Raw genomic sequence first — 16,364 nt, forward strand, 5'->3', positions numbered from 1 at the left:
ACATAAACATGTTCTAGTTATTATAATAAATTTTCAAGTATGAAATTAAACTTTTGAATATGAAATTAAAAGCCTATGTTACTTTTGCTAACAGAGGCTTTTTATATAAAATGTATTATGTCCTCTTATATTAAAGGTAATGGAAGGAAGTACTATAGGAAATTCTAAAATAATAGGAAAAATAAATAGCTAATTTAAAATTTTTTTAATAATAGAGGTTTAGTTAAGAGATTTTTAAGATAATTTTTTATTGATATACAGAGAAAGGTTTATGTTATATTTAGTGCATAAATAGAGCTTTCCTTTAATAGTATTAAATAAGAAACAATTTGTACATAATTAGGGGGAGTTTTAATGATAATGATGGTACTTAATAAGAGTAAGCTCAAAAAAATTATAATACTAATTTTAGTGATATTATTAGGATTGTCAGGAGGGGTAATGGTATTAAAATTGTTTAACAATAAGCCCGTTTTCAACTTATTTAATGGAGTAGATTTACCATATGAGAGAGGCACAAAAGATAAAAGTGGCTACGTTGCATTAACATGCAACGTAGACCTTGGATGGGAAACAGAGTACATAGAATCTATTTTGGAAACTCTCAAAAAAGAGAATGTAAAAATTACTTTTAATGTAACTGGGAAGTGGGCAGAAAAAAACAAAGATGAACTATTGAAGATAAAGAAACAAGGACATGAAATAGGAAATCATGGATACAAACACTTAGATTATTCGACACTATCATATGAAGATAACTATAAACAAATAGAAACCTCTAAAAAGATAATTGAAGAAATTATAAATGAAAAGACTAAGTTTTTTCAAGCTCCAGCAGGTTCTTTTGGAGCAGAAACAGTGAAGGCAGCTAAAGAATTAGGATATACTTCAATTAAATGGGATGCTGATACTATAGACTGGAAATATAAAGATCAACCAGAAGTAATTATAGATAGAATGAAGAAAAAAGATATTAAAGATAGTAGTATAATCTTAATGCATCCAACTGATGCAACGACAAAATGTATTGATGATATTATAGCAATTGTAAGAGAAAAAGGATTAAAACCAGGTAAACTTAGTGATGTATTTAAGTAGACAAAGTATAAAAATTTGATTAAGATTGTATAAGTTGTAGTTGAATTAATTAAAAGACTGACTTATAATGTAATACATATAAAAATAAATAGAATTAGAACATAGTGTTTTCAATAATCCAATGTAAAATAAAGAATAAATTTTTAGGAGAATGTAATGTATAAGACAAAAATACTGGAAAATGGGCTTACAATAATTGGTGAAGAAATACCATATCTAAAGTCAATAACATTAGGTATTTGGATAAATGCAGGGTCTAGAATAGAAGAAGAAGAGGTAAGTGGAACTTCTCATTTTATAGAACATATGATGTTTAAAGGAACCAAAAATAGAACCTCAAAAGAGATTGCTAGCACAATTGACAATTTAGGTGGGCAAATCAATGCATTTACAAGTAAAGAATGTACATGTTATTATGTAAAATTAATAGATGAGCATATAGATACAGGAATAGATGTATTAAGTGATATGATACTAAATTCTAGATTTGATAAAAATGATATAGATAAGGAAAGACTTATAATACTGGAGGAACTTAAGATGTATGAAGATTCTCCAGACGATTTATCTTATGATTTATTAGTCGAAAATATATATGCTAATGATGGTTTAGGGATGAATATAATTGGGACAAAAGATTCTCTATACAATATAACTAAGGAATCTATGTTAGAGTACTTAAACAAATATTATATTCCAAATAATGCAGTCATTTCTATAGTTGGAAACTTTGACTTTGATGATATGGTAGATAAACTTGAATCTAAATTTGGAAACTGGAAAAAGAGAAATTTAAATATAGACGTAACTGAGGCTACGTTTAATCCTTGTTTTATATCAAAAAATAAAGATACTGAACAGGTAAATTTGGCTATGTGTTTAAAAGGTATTCCATTTGAAAATGATGATGAAGTTTATTCAATGGCAGTGGTAAACAATATTTTTGGTGGAAGTATAAGCTCAAGACTTTTTCAGAAGATAAGGGAGGAAAAAGGGTTAGTATATTCAATATATTCATCACAAACACTATACAGAAAATGTGGTGAATTGGGTATATTTGCAAGTATGAGTACAGAAAATTTACAAGATGTTTATAATTTAATAAAAGAAGAAATTGAAAATATAAGAAAAAATTATCTTACAGAAAAAGAAATATTTGAAAGTAAGGAGCAACTAAAAGGTAATTATATATTGGATTTAGAAAGTACTAGCAGTAGAATGATGTCTACTGGTAAATCTATGTTATTGAGTAAAAAAGTAAAAACTACAGATGAAATACTTGAATGTATAAATAATGTTGATATTAATTCAGTAAAAAAAGTTGTTGATAAGGTATTCAATATAGAAAATATTGGTACATGTATAGTGGGAAGAGATGTAGAAGATATTCTGCACTTGGATTAATATCTTAAAAAGTAAATCTCTGGAGGTATAAAATATGAATTTATCTGAAATAGCAGGTAAGGAAATAGTTAACTTAGTCACAGGAGAAAGATTAGGAGTTATTGGAGAGTGTGACCTTATACTAGATGAAACTACAGGCGGGATATTGGCGCTTTTAATTCCAAAAGAAAAAGGCTTTTTTGCCAGAAGAAAAGATAAGTCATTTTTAGAAGTTCCATGGAGAAATGTAAAAAAAATAGGCAATGATATGATAATTATAGAATATGAGGGATATATTTAGGAGGAAAAAATGAGTATTTTAGTGCAAAAGTTTGGTGGGACATCAGTAGAATCATATGAAAAAATGAATGAAGTATGTAAAATAGTAAAAGCATACAGAGATAATGATGAAGAGTTACAATTAGTATTAGTAGTTTCAGCAATGGGTAGAAAGGGAGCTCCATATGCCACAGATACACTTATAAATCTATGTAATTCAGTAAATGACGAACCAAATAAAAGAGAACTTGATTTAATAATGTCTTGTGGTGAAATAATATCAGGGACAGTTCTTGCTAATTTATTAAATGCAAAAGGTATAGAATCTGTTTTCTTTACTGGTCAACAAGCAGGTATAATTACAAGTGATGAGTATTCTAATGCAAAAATAAAATATATAAACCCTAAAAAGGTAAAAAGAGCATTAGATGATGGTAAAGTTGTTGTTATAGCTGGATTTCAAGGTGTAACAGATGATGGTGAAGTAACGACTCTTGGAAGAGGTGGAAGTGATACATCAGCAGTTGCTATTGGTAAATCTTTAGAATGTGAGACAGTTGAAATTTACACTGATGTAGATGGTATAATGACTGCAGACCCTAGAGTAGAACCAAATGCTAAAGTATTGAGTTTTATAGATTATGAAGAAGTATTTCAAATGGCAGATAAAGGAGCTAAGGTAATACATCCAAGAGCAGTACAGTTGGCTAAAAGTGGAAATATAACTCTAGCAATAAAAAATACAATGAATCCAACTTTTGAAGGTACAAAAATAGGTTCTTTATGTAAGCATTTAGAACAAAATATAGAATATGAACAAGAAAAAGACCTTAAAGTTGCTGTTGCAAATAAAGATAGTGTTGCTCAAGTTAAGATTAAATCAGCAGAAGAAGTGTTTACAGAAGTATTAAATGAAATAGAAAAGAAACTTATAAATATAGATATGATAAATTTCTTTATATCAGAAAAAGCCTTTGTTATTGAAGATGCTGATATAAAAGAATTAAAAGAAATACTAGATAAATTTGAATTAGATTATGAAGTAAATAGAGATTGTGCTAAAGTAACATTGATATGTTCAAGAATAGCTGATGAAATGTCTGGTATCATGTCAAAAGTAGTTAGAGGGTTATCAAAAGCAGGAGTATCTCTTTTACAAACATCAGATTCAAATATGACTATATCTTGTTTAGTTAGTGAAGAAGATATGCATACAGCAGTACATGCAATACACCAACAATTTTATGTAAAATAAGAATCGTAATACAATTACTTTTATTCAAAATTTAATAATTTTGCTTATATCTTAATATATTTGATTTATTTGGTAAAACTAAGTTAAATATATTTTGATAGGAGTTTTTTTATGAAAGATTATAAAGATGATAATGAAACATTTGATAAAGATAATTGTAGAAGAGATTCTAGCTGTGAGGAAAGAGAATGTATAAAACAATTTGGCACTAGTGAGATGCCTCCTCAGCCTCCTAAAGATACCCAATGTATAACTATAATTGGAGAAATTGAAGGTCATTTTATAGGAAATCCTCAGAAAAAAGCTACGAAGTATGAACATATAATTCCAATGCTTTATTCAATTGAAGAAAGTAATGATGTTAAAGGAGTACTAGTTGTTTTAAATACTGTTGGAGGAGATATTGAGGCAGGTCTAGCTATTGCAGAACTTTTAAATAGTACATCCAAAAAAGTAGTTACTCTTGTATTAGGGGGAAGTCATAGTATAGGTGTTCCTCTTGCTACTGCTGGTGATTACTCATTTATAGCTCCAACTGCAACAATGATTATACATCCTGTAAGAACAACTGGACTTGTAATAGGTATAAATGAAACTTTCGAGTATTTTAAAAAGATGCAAGAGAGAATAATTCAATTTATCATAAGAACATCTAATATCGAAAGAGATATACTTGATAAACTTATGCATGAGAAAGATGAGCTTATAAGTGATGTGGGTAGTGTTCTAATAGGAAAAGAAGCTGTAGATTATGGGCTTATAGATGAAGTTGGTGGATTAAAAGATGCTATTAAAAAATTAAAAGAGCTTATAAAAGAGTCAGAAGAAGAAAAAAATAATGATTAAAATTTGTTTAAATAATAAAATTTATGATATAATGATGTAATAAAGTAGGAGTGTTAGTGTTAAGGCATTAGCACTTTTTGCTATGAAGGGGTAAAACTTGCTAAAAATAAGGAGTGATATTAATGGCCACGAAAAAGAAGAAAAAAAAGAAGGTAAATACCTTAAGCTTTAATGCAGAATATCATAATTTGATAACCATATTTATAGGTGTATTTTTATTATATAGTTTAAATTCTAATTCTATGGGATGGATACCTGTGATAATGCAAAATCTCTTTAAAGGATTATTTGGAGGACTTTCCATAGCAATACCATTTATAGTAATTATAACAGGACTTCTAGGATTTTTTGATGGAAATGAATATATATATAGACTGAGAAAGACTAAATTATACTACATAATTATTTTATTTATTTTTGTATTTTATGGATTGTTAAATGCAGGAACTCTTCCTGTAGATAGCCCACTAAAAGGTAATATGTTTGATGATGTTATGAAATTGGGTGTAAGTGGACAAGGTAGTGGTTTAATAGCAACAACCATTGCGTATTATATGAGTAAAATATTTGGTATAGCAGGTGGATGGCTAATAAGTATATTTGCTCTTATACTTTCTATAATGTTTATATTTAATATTTCTATAAAAGACTTGGTATCAAATGCAAAGTCAAAATCTAAAGCATCAAAAGACAGTAATTTAACTTTTAAAGATAAAATTTCAAATATGAAAAAATCTGCAATAGATATGATAACTGATGAAGTGGATGATACTACTGTAAACAAGAAGCCTGGATTTTTTAAAGGGCTAATGTCAAAAGGTCGTGACAATGAAGATGAAGAAGATGAGTATTTAGAAGAAGAAAATGGTGATGGTGTAGACGATAAAACTATTAAAATAGTTGGTTTTAACAAGGCAGAAGATGAATATTTAGAAATATTAGAAGGAACTCAAAGTATGCCAGAACTAGATGTTTTAAAAGAGTTACAGAAAGCTACAAATGAAAATTCAGTTGTAGAGACTAAACCAGAAAAGAAAGTTGATATAAGCAAATCTAATTTAGCTGTAGAAAAAACTCAACCAATAAGCATTGTATCAGAGTCAAATAATGAAGACTATTCAAATTATAAAAAACCTGGTGTTGAACTTTTAAATAAAGTAAATAAAAAATCTGATGAAAATGGCAAAAAGAAGGTTTTAAAAAATGCCTCTCTTTTAGAAAAGACACTTTCAGATTTTGGAGTGGAAGCAAAGATTAATCAAGTTACAGTTGGTCCGACTATAACAAGATATGAGATACAACCAAGTCCAGGGGTTAAAGTAAGTAAAATTGTAAACTTAACTGATGATATAGCTTTGAGTTTAGCAGCTAAAAGTATAAGAATTGAAGCACCAATCCCTGGGAAAAGTGCAATTGGAATAGAGGTTCCAAATGAGGAAGCTCAAATGGTTGGAGTAAGAGAAGTTCTAGAAAGTGAAGAGTTTAATAATTTTGATTCACCTCTTGCAATGGGACTTGGAAAAGATGTAGCAGGTAAAATTATAATTGGAGATATAGGTAAGATGCCACATTTACTTATAGCTGGTTCTACAGGTTCAGGGAAGAGTGTCTGTGTAAACACTTTGATAAGTAGTATATTATATAAGGCAAACCCTGATGAAGTAAAATTACTTTTAATAGACCCAAAGGTAGTTGAACTTGCAAATTATAATGGAATACCACATCTTCTGATACCTGTAGTTACAGACCCTAAAAAAGCTGCTAATGCTTTAAACTGGGCAGTGACAGAAATGAATAGAAGATATAAATTATTTGCAGATGCTCAAGTAAAAGATGTAACAAGTTATAATGAAAAATCAGAGGAAAAATTACCTAAAATAGTAATAATAATAGATGAGTTAGCAGATTTAATGATGGCAAGCGCAAATGATGTAGAGGATTATATTTGTAGACTAGCTCAGATGGCCAGAGCTGCTGGAATGCACTTGATTGTAGCTACACAAAGACCATCTGTTGATGTCATAACGGGTGTTATAAAAGCTAATATACCATCTAGAATAGCATTTGCAGTGTCATCTCAAACTGATTCAAGAACAATACTTGATATGGGTGGAGCAGAGAAACTTTTAGGTAAAGGTGATATGCTATTTTACCCACTTGGAGCGGCAAAACCAGTTAGACTTCAAGGTGCATTTATATCAGAAAGTGAGTCAGAAAGAGTAATTGATTTTGTAAAAGACCAAGTTAAGGATGGAATAAAGTATGAGGAAGATATAATTGAAACTATATCTAAAGTTAACACATCAAAATCTAGTGATGAGGATGAATTTTTAAGTGAGGCAATAGAATTTGTTGTAGATAGTGGTCAAGCATCTGCTTCTATGTTGCAAAGAAGATTTAAAATAGGATTTAATAGAGCGGCTAGACTTATTGACTCTATGGAAGAAAGAGGTATAATTGGAGCTAGCGAGGGAAGCAAACCGAGAAAGGTACTAATAAGCAAACAAGATTTGCAGAATTTAGAAGGTGAATAGAATTGTCAGTTATAGAAATAGAAAAAGCACTTAAGCTAGAAAAAGTAGTTTTTGTAGATGTAAGAACAGAAGGGGAATATGAAGAAGACCATATATTAAATGCTTTTAATATGCCTCTTTTTAAAAACAATGAGCATAATGAAGTCGGAACTATTTATAAGATGCAGGGAAAACATGAAGCAATACAAAAAGGATTTGATTATGTATCATATAAGCTAAAGGATATATATTTACAGGCAGCAGAGCTTGCAGCAAATTATGATAATATCGTCATATATTGTGCAAGAGGCGGAATGAGAAGTGGAAGTATAGTAAATGTATTGTCATCATTAGGTGTAAATGTTTATCAACTTGAAGGTGGATATAAGGCTTACAGAAACTTTGTATTGGATTACTTAAGAAATATAATGAATACAAAGAACTTTATATCTGTGCATGGATTAACTGGTTCAGGAAAGACTGATTTATTGCATTTATTGAAGAAAAAAGAAATAGATGTATTAGATTTAGAAGGTATAGCTAAAAATAGTGGTTCAACCTTTGGTTTTATAACATTTGATGAGAAGCCACCATCTCAAAAGAACTTTGAAACTAATTTATTTGAAAGTATATTTTTCTCAAAGAAGGATTATATATTTGTTGAAAGTGAAAGTAAGCGAGTTGGAAGTGTCATAGTTCCTAATGAAATCTTCGATGCAATGATACGAGATGGGTATCATATACTACTGGAATGTGATATTGATAATAGAGTCAATAGACTTTGTAGAGATTATATTTATGGTAAAGGTGAAGATAATATATTGGTTTTAAAAGAGTGTATAAATAAATTCAGAAAAAGATTGGGTCATAAAGAAGTAGATGGATATATTGATTTATTAGAATCAGGTAAATATGAAGAGCTTGTAAAAAAATATCTTATAGAATATTACGACCCACTTTATATGCATTCAGTGGAAAAATATAAGTACAATAAAATTGTAAATTTTGATGACACACAAAAATCCCTAGAAGATGTTATAGGCTTATATGAGAGCATATTGGAAGGAGAGAAAAAATGTTAAAGATAGCATTAGAATCATTAGGATGCTCAAAAAATTTGGTGGATGCAGAAATAATGATGGGAATTTTAAATAAAAAGGGTTATAAATTAATAGGAGATTTTGAAGAAGCTGATGTAATTATAGTAAATACTTGTGGGTTTATAGAGTCAGCTAAGCAGGAATCAATTGATACGATAATAGAATTTGCAGAATTAAAACAGACTGGTAATCTAAGGCTATTGATAGTAACAGGATGTCTAGCTCAAAGATACTCTGAGGAATTAAAAACTGAAATTCCAGAAATAGATGCAATAGTTGGTACAGGAAGCTACCAAAATATAGATGACATACTTAAAGATTTGAGTGAGAAACATCAAATTGTAAGCCTTGATGATATAGAGTTTGTATTTAATGAGGACTTACCAAGATATCTATCTACACCTAGCTATATGGCATACTTAAAAATTGGAGAGGGATGTTCCAATAATTGTACTTATTGTATAATACCTAAGCTTAGAGGTAAATATAGAAGTAGAAAATTTGAAGATATAATTAAAGAAGCGAATAAATTGGCTGAATCTGGAGTAAAAGAACTCGTAGTTATAGCTCAAGATACTACAAAGTATGGTTTTGATTTATATGGTAAAGAAAGATTACCAGAACTTTTAGAAGAGCTTGCAAAGATAAATGGGTTTAAATGGATAAGAGTCATGTACTCATATCCAGAATCGATAACAGAAGAACTGATTAAAGTTATAAAAGAACATGATAATATATGTAGCTATTTTGATATGCCAATACAACATGCAAGTAACAGTATTTTAAAGTTAATGAATAGAAAAACTAGTAAAGAGGATATATTAAATAAAATTAAACTTATAAGAAAGAATATACCAGATGCTATACTTAGAACTACGATAATAGTAGGTTTTCCTGGTGAAACAGAAGAAGATTTTAAACAGCTTGTAGATTTTGTCAAAGAAGTTAAATTTGATAGGCTAGGTGCATTTGCATATTCAAGAGAAGAAGATACACCAGCAGATAAATTACCAAATCACATAGATGAAGAAGTAAAAATACAAAGAAGAGATACTTTAATGATGATTCAACAAAAAATATCTGAAGAACTTAATGATAAAAAAATAGGAAAAACATATGAAGTCCTTATAGAAGAGCAAATAGAAAATAATGTATATACAGGAAGAACACAGGGTGATGCAGAAGAAATTGATAGTATAGTATATGTAAAAAGTGTAGATAATCTTGAAGTAGGAGAATTCGTAAGTGTTCAAATAAATGATGCAATGGAATACGATTTAATGGGAGATGTTGTATATGAACTTGCCTAACAAATTAACTTTGTTTAGAATATTTTTAATTCCAGTATTTGTTTTAATAATGTTATTTAATGTACCGAACAAGTTTTTATTAGCTTGTATTATTTTTATAGTAGCTTCAATTACTGATGCACTAGATGGAAAGATAGCTAGAAAGTATAACTTAGTTACTGATTTTGGGAAGTTTATGGACCCATTAGCAGATAAGTTATTAGTAATCTCAGCACTTACATGTATGATAGAAGATGGTCTTGTAAGTAGTTGGATGGTAATTATAATAGTAGCTAGAGAACTTACAGTTAGCATATTGAGGGCTATAGCAGCTGCTGATGGAAAAGTAATAGCAGCTGGTGGCAGTGGAAAGCTTAAAACGATAACTCAAATGATATCAGTAGTAATTTTATTGTTAGGGGCTCAGTTTGAAAATGAATTAATACTAAATATAGGTGGAATTCTTATACTTATAGCAACACTGCTTACTTTATATTCTGGATGGGAATACCTATATAAAAATAAAGAACTTTTCATGTCTTCTAAATAGAATATTATCATTTAATAATCATAAATTGATTGATTAATAAATAAAAAATAGCAACTTAAAATTTTAAAAATGTAAAAAAGGGTATACTATAATAGTATACCTCTTTTCTTTTTTAGGAATATTTTCTTTTGTGTATATAATTATTGATAATGGTTTATAAATAAAATGTAGCAAATAAAAATATAATCATTAGGAGCGTTTTTAAATTGACTAGGTTTGATTTATGTTATATAATTAATATATAACAAGAGAACAAATGTTTGTAGATAAATGAAGGGATGGTATAGAGATGAGTGTAGATCAAGAAAAATTAAAAGCGTTGAATGAAGCTTTAGGTAAAATTGAAAAAGATTTTGGTAAAGGTTCAGTAATGAAATTGGGAGAAGCAACGTCTATGTCTATAGATGTTATATCAACAGGAGCAATTGGTTTAGATATAGCTATTGGTATAGGAGGTCTACCTAGAGGGAGAATAGTTGAAATATATGGTCCTGAATCTTCTGGTAAGACGACTGTTGCACTTAGTTGTGTAGCATCAGCTCAAAAAAATGGAGGAATAGCTGCATTTATAGATGCTGAACATGCGCTTGACCCAGTATATGCAAAAGCATTGGGTGTGGATGTTGATAATCTAATCATATCTCAACCAGATACAGGAGAGCAAGCCTTAGAAATAGCAGAGGCATTAATAAGAAGTGGTGCAATTGATATAATAGTAATAGATTCAGTTGCAGCATTGGTTCCAAAAGCAGAAATAGACGGAGATATGGGTGATTCTCATGTAGGTTTACAAGCTAGACTTATGTCTCAAGCACTTAGAAAATTAACTGGTTCGATTAAAAAATCAAATTGTGTTGCTATATTTATAAACCAATTAAGAGAGAAAGTAGGAATAATGTTTGGAAATCCAGAAACGACTACTGGAGGACGTGCATTAAAGTTCTATTCATCTGTTAGATTGGATGTTAGAAAAATAGACACAATAAAACAAGGTGACAAGGTTATAGGAAGCAGAACAAGAGTTAAGGTTGTTAAAAACAAAGTAGCACCACCATTTAAACAATCTGAATTTGATATAATGTATGGAGAAGGTATATCAAAAATTGGAGATCTTTTAGATATAGCTGCTGACATAGATATAGTTAAAAAATCAGGCTCATGGTATAGTTACAATGACACTAAACTTGGACAAGGAAGAGAAAATGTAAAAAAATTCCTAGAGGATAATATGGATTTAACTAATGAAATAGATGAAAAAGTTAGAACATTTTACAATTTAAATGAGGTTAGTGAAGAAGCCGGTACTTTGGTATCAGAAGAAGTTGTTGAAAAATAAGTGAAAATATAAAAAAATAACTATTAAATAAGGACATACCACGCTCCCTATTAGCTTGACACAATGTTGAAAAAATTATAAAATTAAGTGAGGATAAAATATCTAAATTTAATTTTAATTATTAGGAATATTTTTTAATCATAGTGATGACATTTTGGGATTATTAACGAAGGAGGTGGATGTCATAGATAGTGTAGTAATGATTGTAATAGGTGCAGCTGTTGGTATTATAGCTGGATATTTTGTTAGAAAAAATATATCTGAAGCAAAAATTGGACAAGCTGAAAACTTGGCCAAAGAAATAATAGATAAAGCACACCACGACTCAGAAACAGTACAGAAAGAAAAGTTATTAGAAGCTAAAGAAGAGATCCATAAATGGAGAACAGAAGCTGAAAGAGAAAACAAAGAAAGAAGAACAGAAGTACAAAAGTATGAAAAAAGAGTAGTACAAAAAGAAGAAGTCTTAGATAGAAAATTACAAAATTTAGAATCTAAAGAAGTAAATTTAAGTGAAAAATTAAAGACAGTTGAAAAGAAAGAAGAAGAAGTTGAAGTAATAAAAACTCAACAATTGGAAAAATTAGAAAGCATATCAGGAATTACATCTGATAAGGCTAAAGAAATTATTTTAACAAATGCTGAGAGAGATGTAAGACGTGAAATGTCTATAATGATAAAAGAGATAGAAGGTCAAGCTAAAGAAGAAGCTGATAAGAAATCAAGAGAAATTATAGGATATGCAATTCAAAAATGTGCAGCAGATCACGTAGCTGAAACTACTGTTACAGTAGTAAGCTTACCTAATGATGAAATGAAGGGTAGAATAATAGGTAGAGAAGGTAGAAATATAAGGACTCTAGAAACTTTAACAGGGATAGACCTTATAATAGATGACACTCCAGAAGCAGTAATTTTATCAGGATTTGATCCAATAAGAAGAGAAATTGCAAGAATTGCTCTAGAGAAGTTAATAGCAGATGGAAGAATACATCCAGCTAGAATTGAAGAAATGGTTGAAAAAGCGAGAAAAGAAGTTGACAATATTATAAAAGAATATGGTGAACAAGCTGCATTTGAAACTAGTGTACATGGAATTCATCCAGAATTAATAAGATTATTAGGTAGACTTAATTATAGAACTAGTTATGGACAAAATGTTCTTAAACATTCTATAGAAGTTGCTCATATAGCTGGTATAATGGCTGCTGAGATAGGTGCAGATATTAGATTAGCTAAGAGAGCTGGTTTGTTACATGATATAGGTAAGGCTGTAGACCATGAAATGGAAGGTACACATGTTGAAATAGGTATGGATTTACTTAGACGTTATAAGGAATCTAAAGAAGTTATACATGCTATGAGTACACATCATGGAGATTATGAACCTCAAACAGTAGAAGCTGTATTAGTTACAGCAGCAGATGCAATATCAGCTGCTAGACCTGGTGCTAGAAGAGAGACTTTAGAAGCTTATATTAAGAGACTTGAAAAACTAGAAGAAATAGCTAATTCATACGAAGGTGTAGAAAAATCATTTGCTATACAAGCTGGTAGAGAAATTAGAATAATGGTAAAACCAGAAGCTATAAATGATGAAGAAATACACTTATTAGCTAGAGATATGACTAAGAAAATAGAGGATGAACTTGAATATCCTGGACAAATAAAAGTAAGTATAATAAGAGAAACAAGAGCTATAGAATATGCAAAATAAAATATAAATATCTAAATGATAATAAAAATATTTTTAAAAATTTAGATTTGCCACAGGATTTAATAATTTATCCTGTGGCTTTTTAATTTTCAAGGTATAAAATGATATAATTTGAAATAATTATAAGGCTGATAAATATTAATTATAAAGAATTAATAAAATTAATCCTTATATACACATTGTTTGTATAATTATTTAAGTTTGTTTGATATAATGAAGTGATAAAATAATCTATTATATCTAAATAAATATTTTTAGGTTATATAATTTTTTTATATATTCAAATATATAAAAGATATACATATATTTTATGGAGGAAACTATTGTGGAAAAGAAAACATCTAGATGGTATATGTATTATTTACCAGTATTACTAACTTTATCAGTAATACTGTTGTTTGTTTGTGCTTTTAAATCAGATAAACATTCAAATCCTCGAAGCAATCTTATTCCAGTTTCATTTATTGGAGAATTTAGAACATCTAATTCTGAAAATCTTCAGCCGTTTATCAATGTTGACTCATTGAATGATATAAGAAAAGAGTCTATTTATTTGCGTGGACATTTTAGCAGAAATATTCCAGCTGGAGAGACACTTTTGCTACATATCAGCCATCTAAAAGTTGATATTCGTGTATCTAATAAAGAGGTATTTTCCATACAAGAAGGTAGAGAAAATGCACTAACAAAGTCTACAGGTCATCTTTGGACAGGTTTTAAATCTGATGGAATATCGGTTGACGATTTAGTTGAGATAAATATACAACGAGTGTACCCTAGTGGGCGAGCATTACAATTAGTATGTTTTTTTGATGAAATGCAGATTGGCTCCAAGGGCGATTTAATTGTTAGTATACTCCACGAAAACAGGATTGGTCTTATATTTACTATGTTAACAATATCTTTTGGCTTATTTGGTCTAATTGCAAGTATCATTTTGTTTTTTTTGAAAAGTGAGCTAACACGTCAGATTTTTTTGTTATCATGTTTTGCTATATTTGGAGGAATTTGGTGTTTAGCAGATTTTAATATACTTACTCTTATTATCCAATCTCCAACTCTTGTCAGTATTTTGGAATTACTGTCGCAGTTTTTACTTCCAACTTTTTGTATACTTTATTTGTCTACTTACTTAACTGAGTGGAGATTGAACGTTATAAATTTATGTGTGTATTTAATTATGACTATCATACTACTTTGTGTTATTCTCCAAATACTTCATATTTATGATTTGCATGAGTTTCTGATTTTACAAAATAGCATCTGTATTCTAATTGTATTACTTGGTATGGGGTTCTTGGTTATTGAAATTATTATATACAGAGAATCTGATGCTAAGATTGCTTTGTTTGCTTATCTACCAGCAACTATAGGTGGTATTGCAGAAATAGCAAATTATTATACTATATACATTAGAAGTCTACCATTTTTTTGTACAGGTTTTCTAACCACTATTGTATTACAGATTGGGCATATGATGCTATCTATCAAGAGAAAGGAAAAGTTTCAACAGAGATTAGAGGGAGAATTGATGGAAAATCGTATTTCTATAATGCTTAGTCAAATACAGCCTCATTTTTTATATAATGCACTTAACACTATCCAATATTTGTGTAAACATGATTCTAACATGGCAGTTCATGCAGTAGAAAAATTTTCTTCTTATCTTCGTGGAAATATGGATTCTCTTACACAAAAAAAGCTAATTCCATTTGAAAAAGAATTAGCTCATTTAAAAAATTATTTGTACATAGAGTTATTACGCTTTGGAGAGCGTATAAAAATACATTATGAGCTTACAATTACTGATTTTTTTATTCCTGTTCTCACTATACAACCAATTGTTGAAAATGCGATACGACATGGTGTTACAAAACAAAAAGAAGGGGGAACAATTATAGTATCAACATTCAAGGATGAAAATAACATTTATATTGTTATAAAAGATGATGGAGTAGGTTTCCAACCCTTTGAAAGAGTTAATGATGGAAAAAGCCATGTTGGTATTCAAAATGTAAAAAGACGATTAGAGACACAATGTAATGGAATTCTAAATATAGAAAGTGGTATAGGAAAAGGTACAATAGCAACAATAATCATTCCTATTAGAAAGGGGTAAAATTATGAATATAATTGTCGTAGATGATGAGCAAATTGCTCTTAAAAATTTGAATGAAAAATTAACATATATTTCTGGTATTGAAAAAGTTACTCTTTTGATGAACCTAAGTTGGCGCTAGAGTATTTAAAAAGAAATTTTGTAGATATTGCATTTCTTGACATTGAGATGTACGGTATGAATGGACTAGAGTTTGCATGTCTAGCAAAAGAAATTTTACCAAACATAAATATTATTTTTGTAACTGGTTATTCAGAATATGCGTTAGATGCATTTTCAATGCATGCCAGTGGATATCTTCTAAAGCCTGTTACAATAGAAGGAATTCAGAAAGAAATAGAAAATTTACGTTCTCCTGTTGTTTTGAACCATAAGAGCCATATATTTATTCATACATTTGGTAACTTTGAGGTATTTGTAGATGAAAAGCCATTAACTTTTAGTAGAGCAAAATCAAAAGAATTACTTGCTTATTTAGTAGATAGGAAAGGAGCAAGTGTGACTATTGCTGAAATTGCAGCAGTACTTTGGGAAGACAAAGAATACAATCGTTCTTTGCAAAATCAAACGCAAACTGTTATATCACATCTGATGAAAACCATAAAGGATGCAAAAATTGAATATGTAGTTATTAAAAAATGGAATAGCCTTGCAGTAGATATTACAAAATTTGATTGTGATTATTATAATATGTTAAGGTGGGATATGATGGCAATTAACACATATGCTGGAGAATACATGACAAATTACAGTTGGGCAGAATTAACTACAGGTATGCTGTATCAAAAAACTTTTAATTATAATTGTTAAAGATAGATAATATGTTTTTATACAGCAGAAGTTCTTAAGTTTTTTGTTTTGTTGATGTGCTTTGGATGT

Annotated in this window: 13 protein-coding genes; all 13 read left to right on the forward strand. The window is 29.4% G+C overall.

The features are described 5' to 3' along the window. The first annotated feature begins 354 nt into the window (after positions 1 to 354). The 13 genes from IC174_RS04475 (at position 355) to IC174_RS04535 (ending at position 16,295) form a co-directional block, all read left to right on the forward strand. Positions 355 to 1,098, forward strand: coding sequence for a polysaccharide deacetylase family protein (locus IC174_RS04475; RefSeq protein ID WP_227434229.1), 744 nt, complete (start codon positions 355 to 357; stop codon positions 1,096 to 1,098). Positions 1,099 to 1,254: 156 nt separating this feature from the next. Further along, positions 1,255 to 2,502 carry a M16 family metallopeptidase gene (locus IC174_RS04480; RefSeq protein ID WP_227482252.1) on the forward strand — a complete coding sequence of 416 codons (1,248 nt, stop codon included), beginning with the start codon at positions 1,255 to 1,257 and terminating at the stop codon, positions 2,500 to 2,502. A gap of 34 nt (positions 2,503 to 2,536) precedes the next feature. Further along, the gene (locus tag IC174_RS04485; RefSeq protein ID WP_003419503.1) at positions 2,537 to 2,782 is read left to right on the forward strand and encodes a YlmC/YmxH family sporulation protein; all 246 of its coding nucleotides are present in this window, start codon (positions 2,537 to 2,539) and stop codon (positions 2,780 to 2,782) included. A gap of 9 nt (positions 2,783 to 2,791) precedes the next feature. Further along, positions 2,792 to 4,015 carry an aspartate kinase gene (gene dapG, locus IC174_RS04490; protein ID WP_227434231.1) on the forward strand — a complete coding sequence of 408 codons (1,224 nt, stop codon included), beginning with the start codon at positions 2,792 to 2,794 and terminating at the stop codon, positions 4,013 to 4,015. Between the two features lie 111 nt (positions 4,016 to 4,126). Beyond that, the gene (locus tag IC174_RS04495) at positions 4,127 to 4,861 is read left to right on the forward strand and encodes a ClpP family protease (RefSeq protein ID WP_227434232.1); all 735 of its coding nucleotides are present in this window, start codon (positions 4,127 to 4,129) and stop codon (positions 4,859 to 4,861) included. Between the two features lie 122 nt (positions 4,862 to 4,983). Next, complete coding sequence (locus IC174_RS04500) at positions 4,984 to 7,395, forward strand: FtsK/SpoIIIE family DNA translocase (protein ID WP_227482253.1); 2,412 nt, start codon at positions 4,984 to 4,986, stop codon at positions 7,393 to 7,395. Positions 7,396 to 7,397: 2 nt separating this feature from the next. Continuing rightward, positions 7,398 to 8,456, forward strand: coding sequence for a tRNA 2-selenouridine(34) synthase MnmH (gene mnmH / locus IC174_RS04505; protein WP_227482254.1), 1,059 nt, complete (start codon positions 7,398 to 7,400; stop codon positions 8,454 to 8,456). Continuing rightward, positions 8,450 to 9,784: a 30S ribosomal protein S12 methylthiotransferase RimO gene (gene rimO / locus IC174_RS04510; RefSeq protein WP_227482255.1), complete on the forward strand. Its 1,335-nt coding sequence runs from the start codon at positions 8,450 to 8,452 to the stop codon at positions 9,782 to 9,784. The genes mnmH and rimO overlap by 7 nt, the downstream gene beginning before the upstream one ends. After that, positions 9,771 to 10,313, forward strand: a complete 543-nt coding sequence (pgsA, locus tag IC174_RS04515; protein WP_227434236.1) for a CDP-diacylglycerol--glycerol-3-phosphate 3-phosphatidyltransferase — start codon at positions 9,771 to 9,773, stop codon at positions 10,311 to 10,313. Before rimO ends, pgsA begins: the two co-directional genes overlap by 14 nt. Positions 10,314 to 10,602: 289 nt before the next feature. Beyond that, positions 10,603 to 11,649: a recombinase RecA gene (gene recA, locus IC174_RS04520; RefSeq protein WP_227434237.1), complete on the forward strand. Its 1,047-nt coding sequence runs from the start codon at positions 10,603 to 10,605 to the stop codon at positions 11,647 to 11,649. 175 nt (positions 11,650 to 11,824) lie between these two features. Beyond that, positions 11,825 to 13,366 carry a ribonuclease Y gene (gene rny / locus IC174_RS04525; protein ID WP_227434331.1) on the forward strand — a complete coding sequence of 514 codons (1,542 nt, stop codon included), beginning with the start codon at positions 11,825 to 11,827 and terminating at the stop codon, positions 13,364 to 13,366. 325 nt (positions 13,367 to 13,691) lie between these two features. Next, positions 13,692 to 15,485: a histidine kinase gene (locus IC174_RS21335; protein ID WP_227434238.1), complete on the forward strand. Its 1,794-nt coding sequence runs from the start codon at positions 13,692 to 13,694 to the stop codon at positions 15,483 to 15,485. Between the two features lie 111 nt (positions 15,486 to 15,596). Next, entirely contained in the window at positions 15,597 to 16,295 is a 699-nt protein-coding gene (locus tag IC174_RS04535; RefSeq protein WP_227482256.1) for a response regulator, read from the forward strand. Positions 16,296 to 16,364 lie beyond the last annotated feature (69 nt).

The organism is Clostridioides sp. ES-S-0001-03 (assembly GCF_020676075.1).
GTDB lineage: Bacteria > Bacillota > Clostridia > Peptostreptococcales > Peptostreptococcaceae > Clostridioides.

Bases quoted from the DNA above. Each gene is read 5' to 3' on its own strand.
- dapG (WP_227434231.1), top strand. From the start codon at position 2,792: ATGAGTATTTTAGTGCAAAAGTTTGGTGGGACATCAGTAGAATCATAT.
- IC174_RS04480 (WP_227482252.1), top strand. From the start codon at position 1,255: ATGTATAAGACAAAAATACTGGAAAATGGGCTTACAATAATTGGTGAA.
- rimO (WP_227482255.1), top strand. From the start codon at position 8,450: ATGTTAAAGATAGCATTAGAATCATTAGGATGCTCAAAAAATTTGGTG.
- IC174_RS04475 (WP_227434229.1), top strand. From the start codon at position 355: ATGATAATGATGGTACTTAATAAGAGTAAGCTCAAAAAAATTATAATA.
- IC174_RS04495 (WP_227434232.1), top strand. From the start codon at position 4,127: ATGAAAGATTATAAAGATGATAATGAAACATTTGATAAAGATAATTGT.
- pgsA (WP_227434236.1), top strand. From the start codon at position 9,771: ATGAACTTGCCTAACAAATTAACTTTGTTTAGAATATTTTTAATTCCA.
- IC174_RS04485 (WP_003419503.1), top strand. From the start codon at position 2,537: ATGAATTTATCTGAAATAGCAGGTAAGGAAATAGTTAACTTAGTCACA.
- IC174_RS04500 (WP_227482253.1), top strand. From the start codon at position 4,984: ATGGCCACGAAAAAGAAGAAAAAAAAGAAGGTAAATACCTTAAGCTTT.
- recA (WP_227434237.1), top strand. From the start codon at position 10,603: ATGAGTGTAGATCAAGAAAAATTAAAAGCGTTGAATGAAGCTTTAGGT.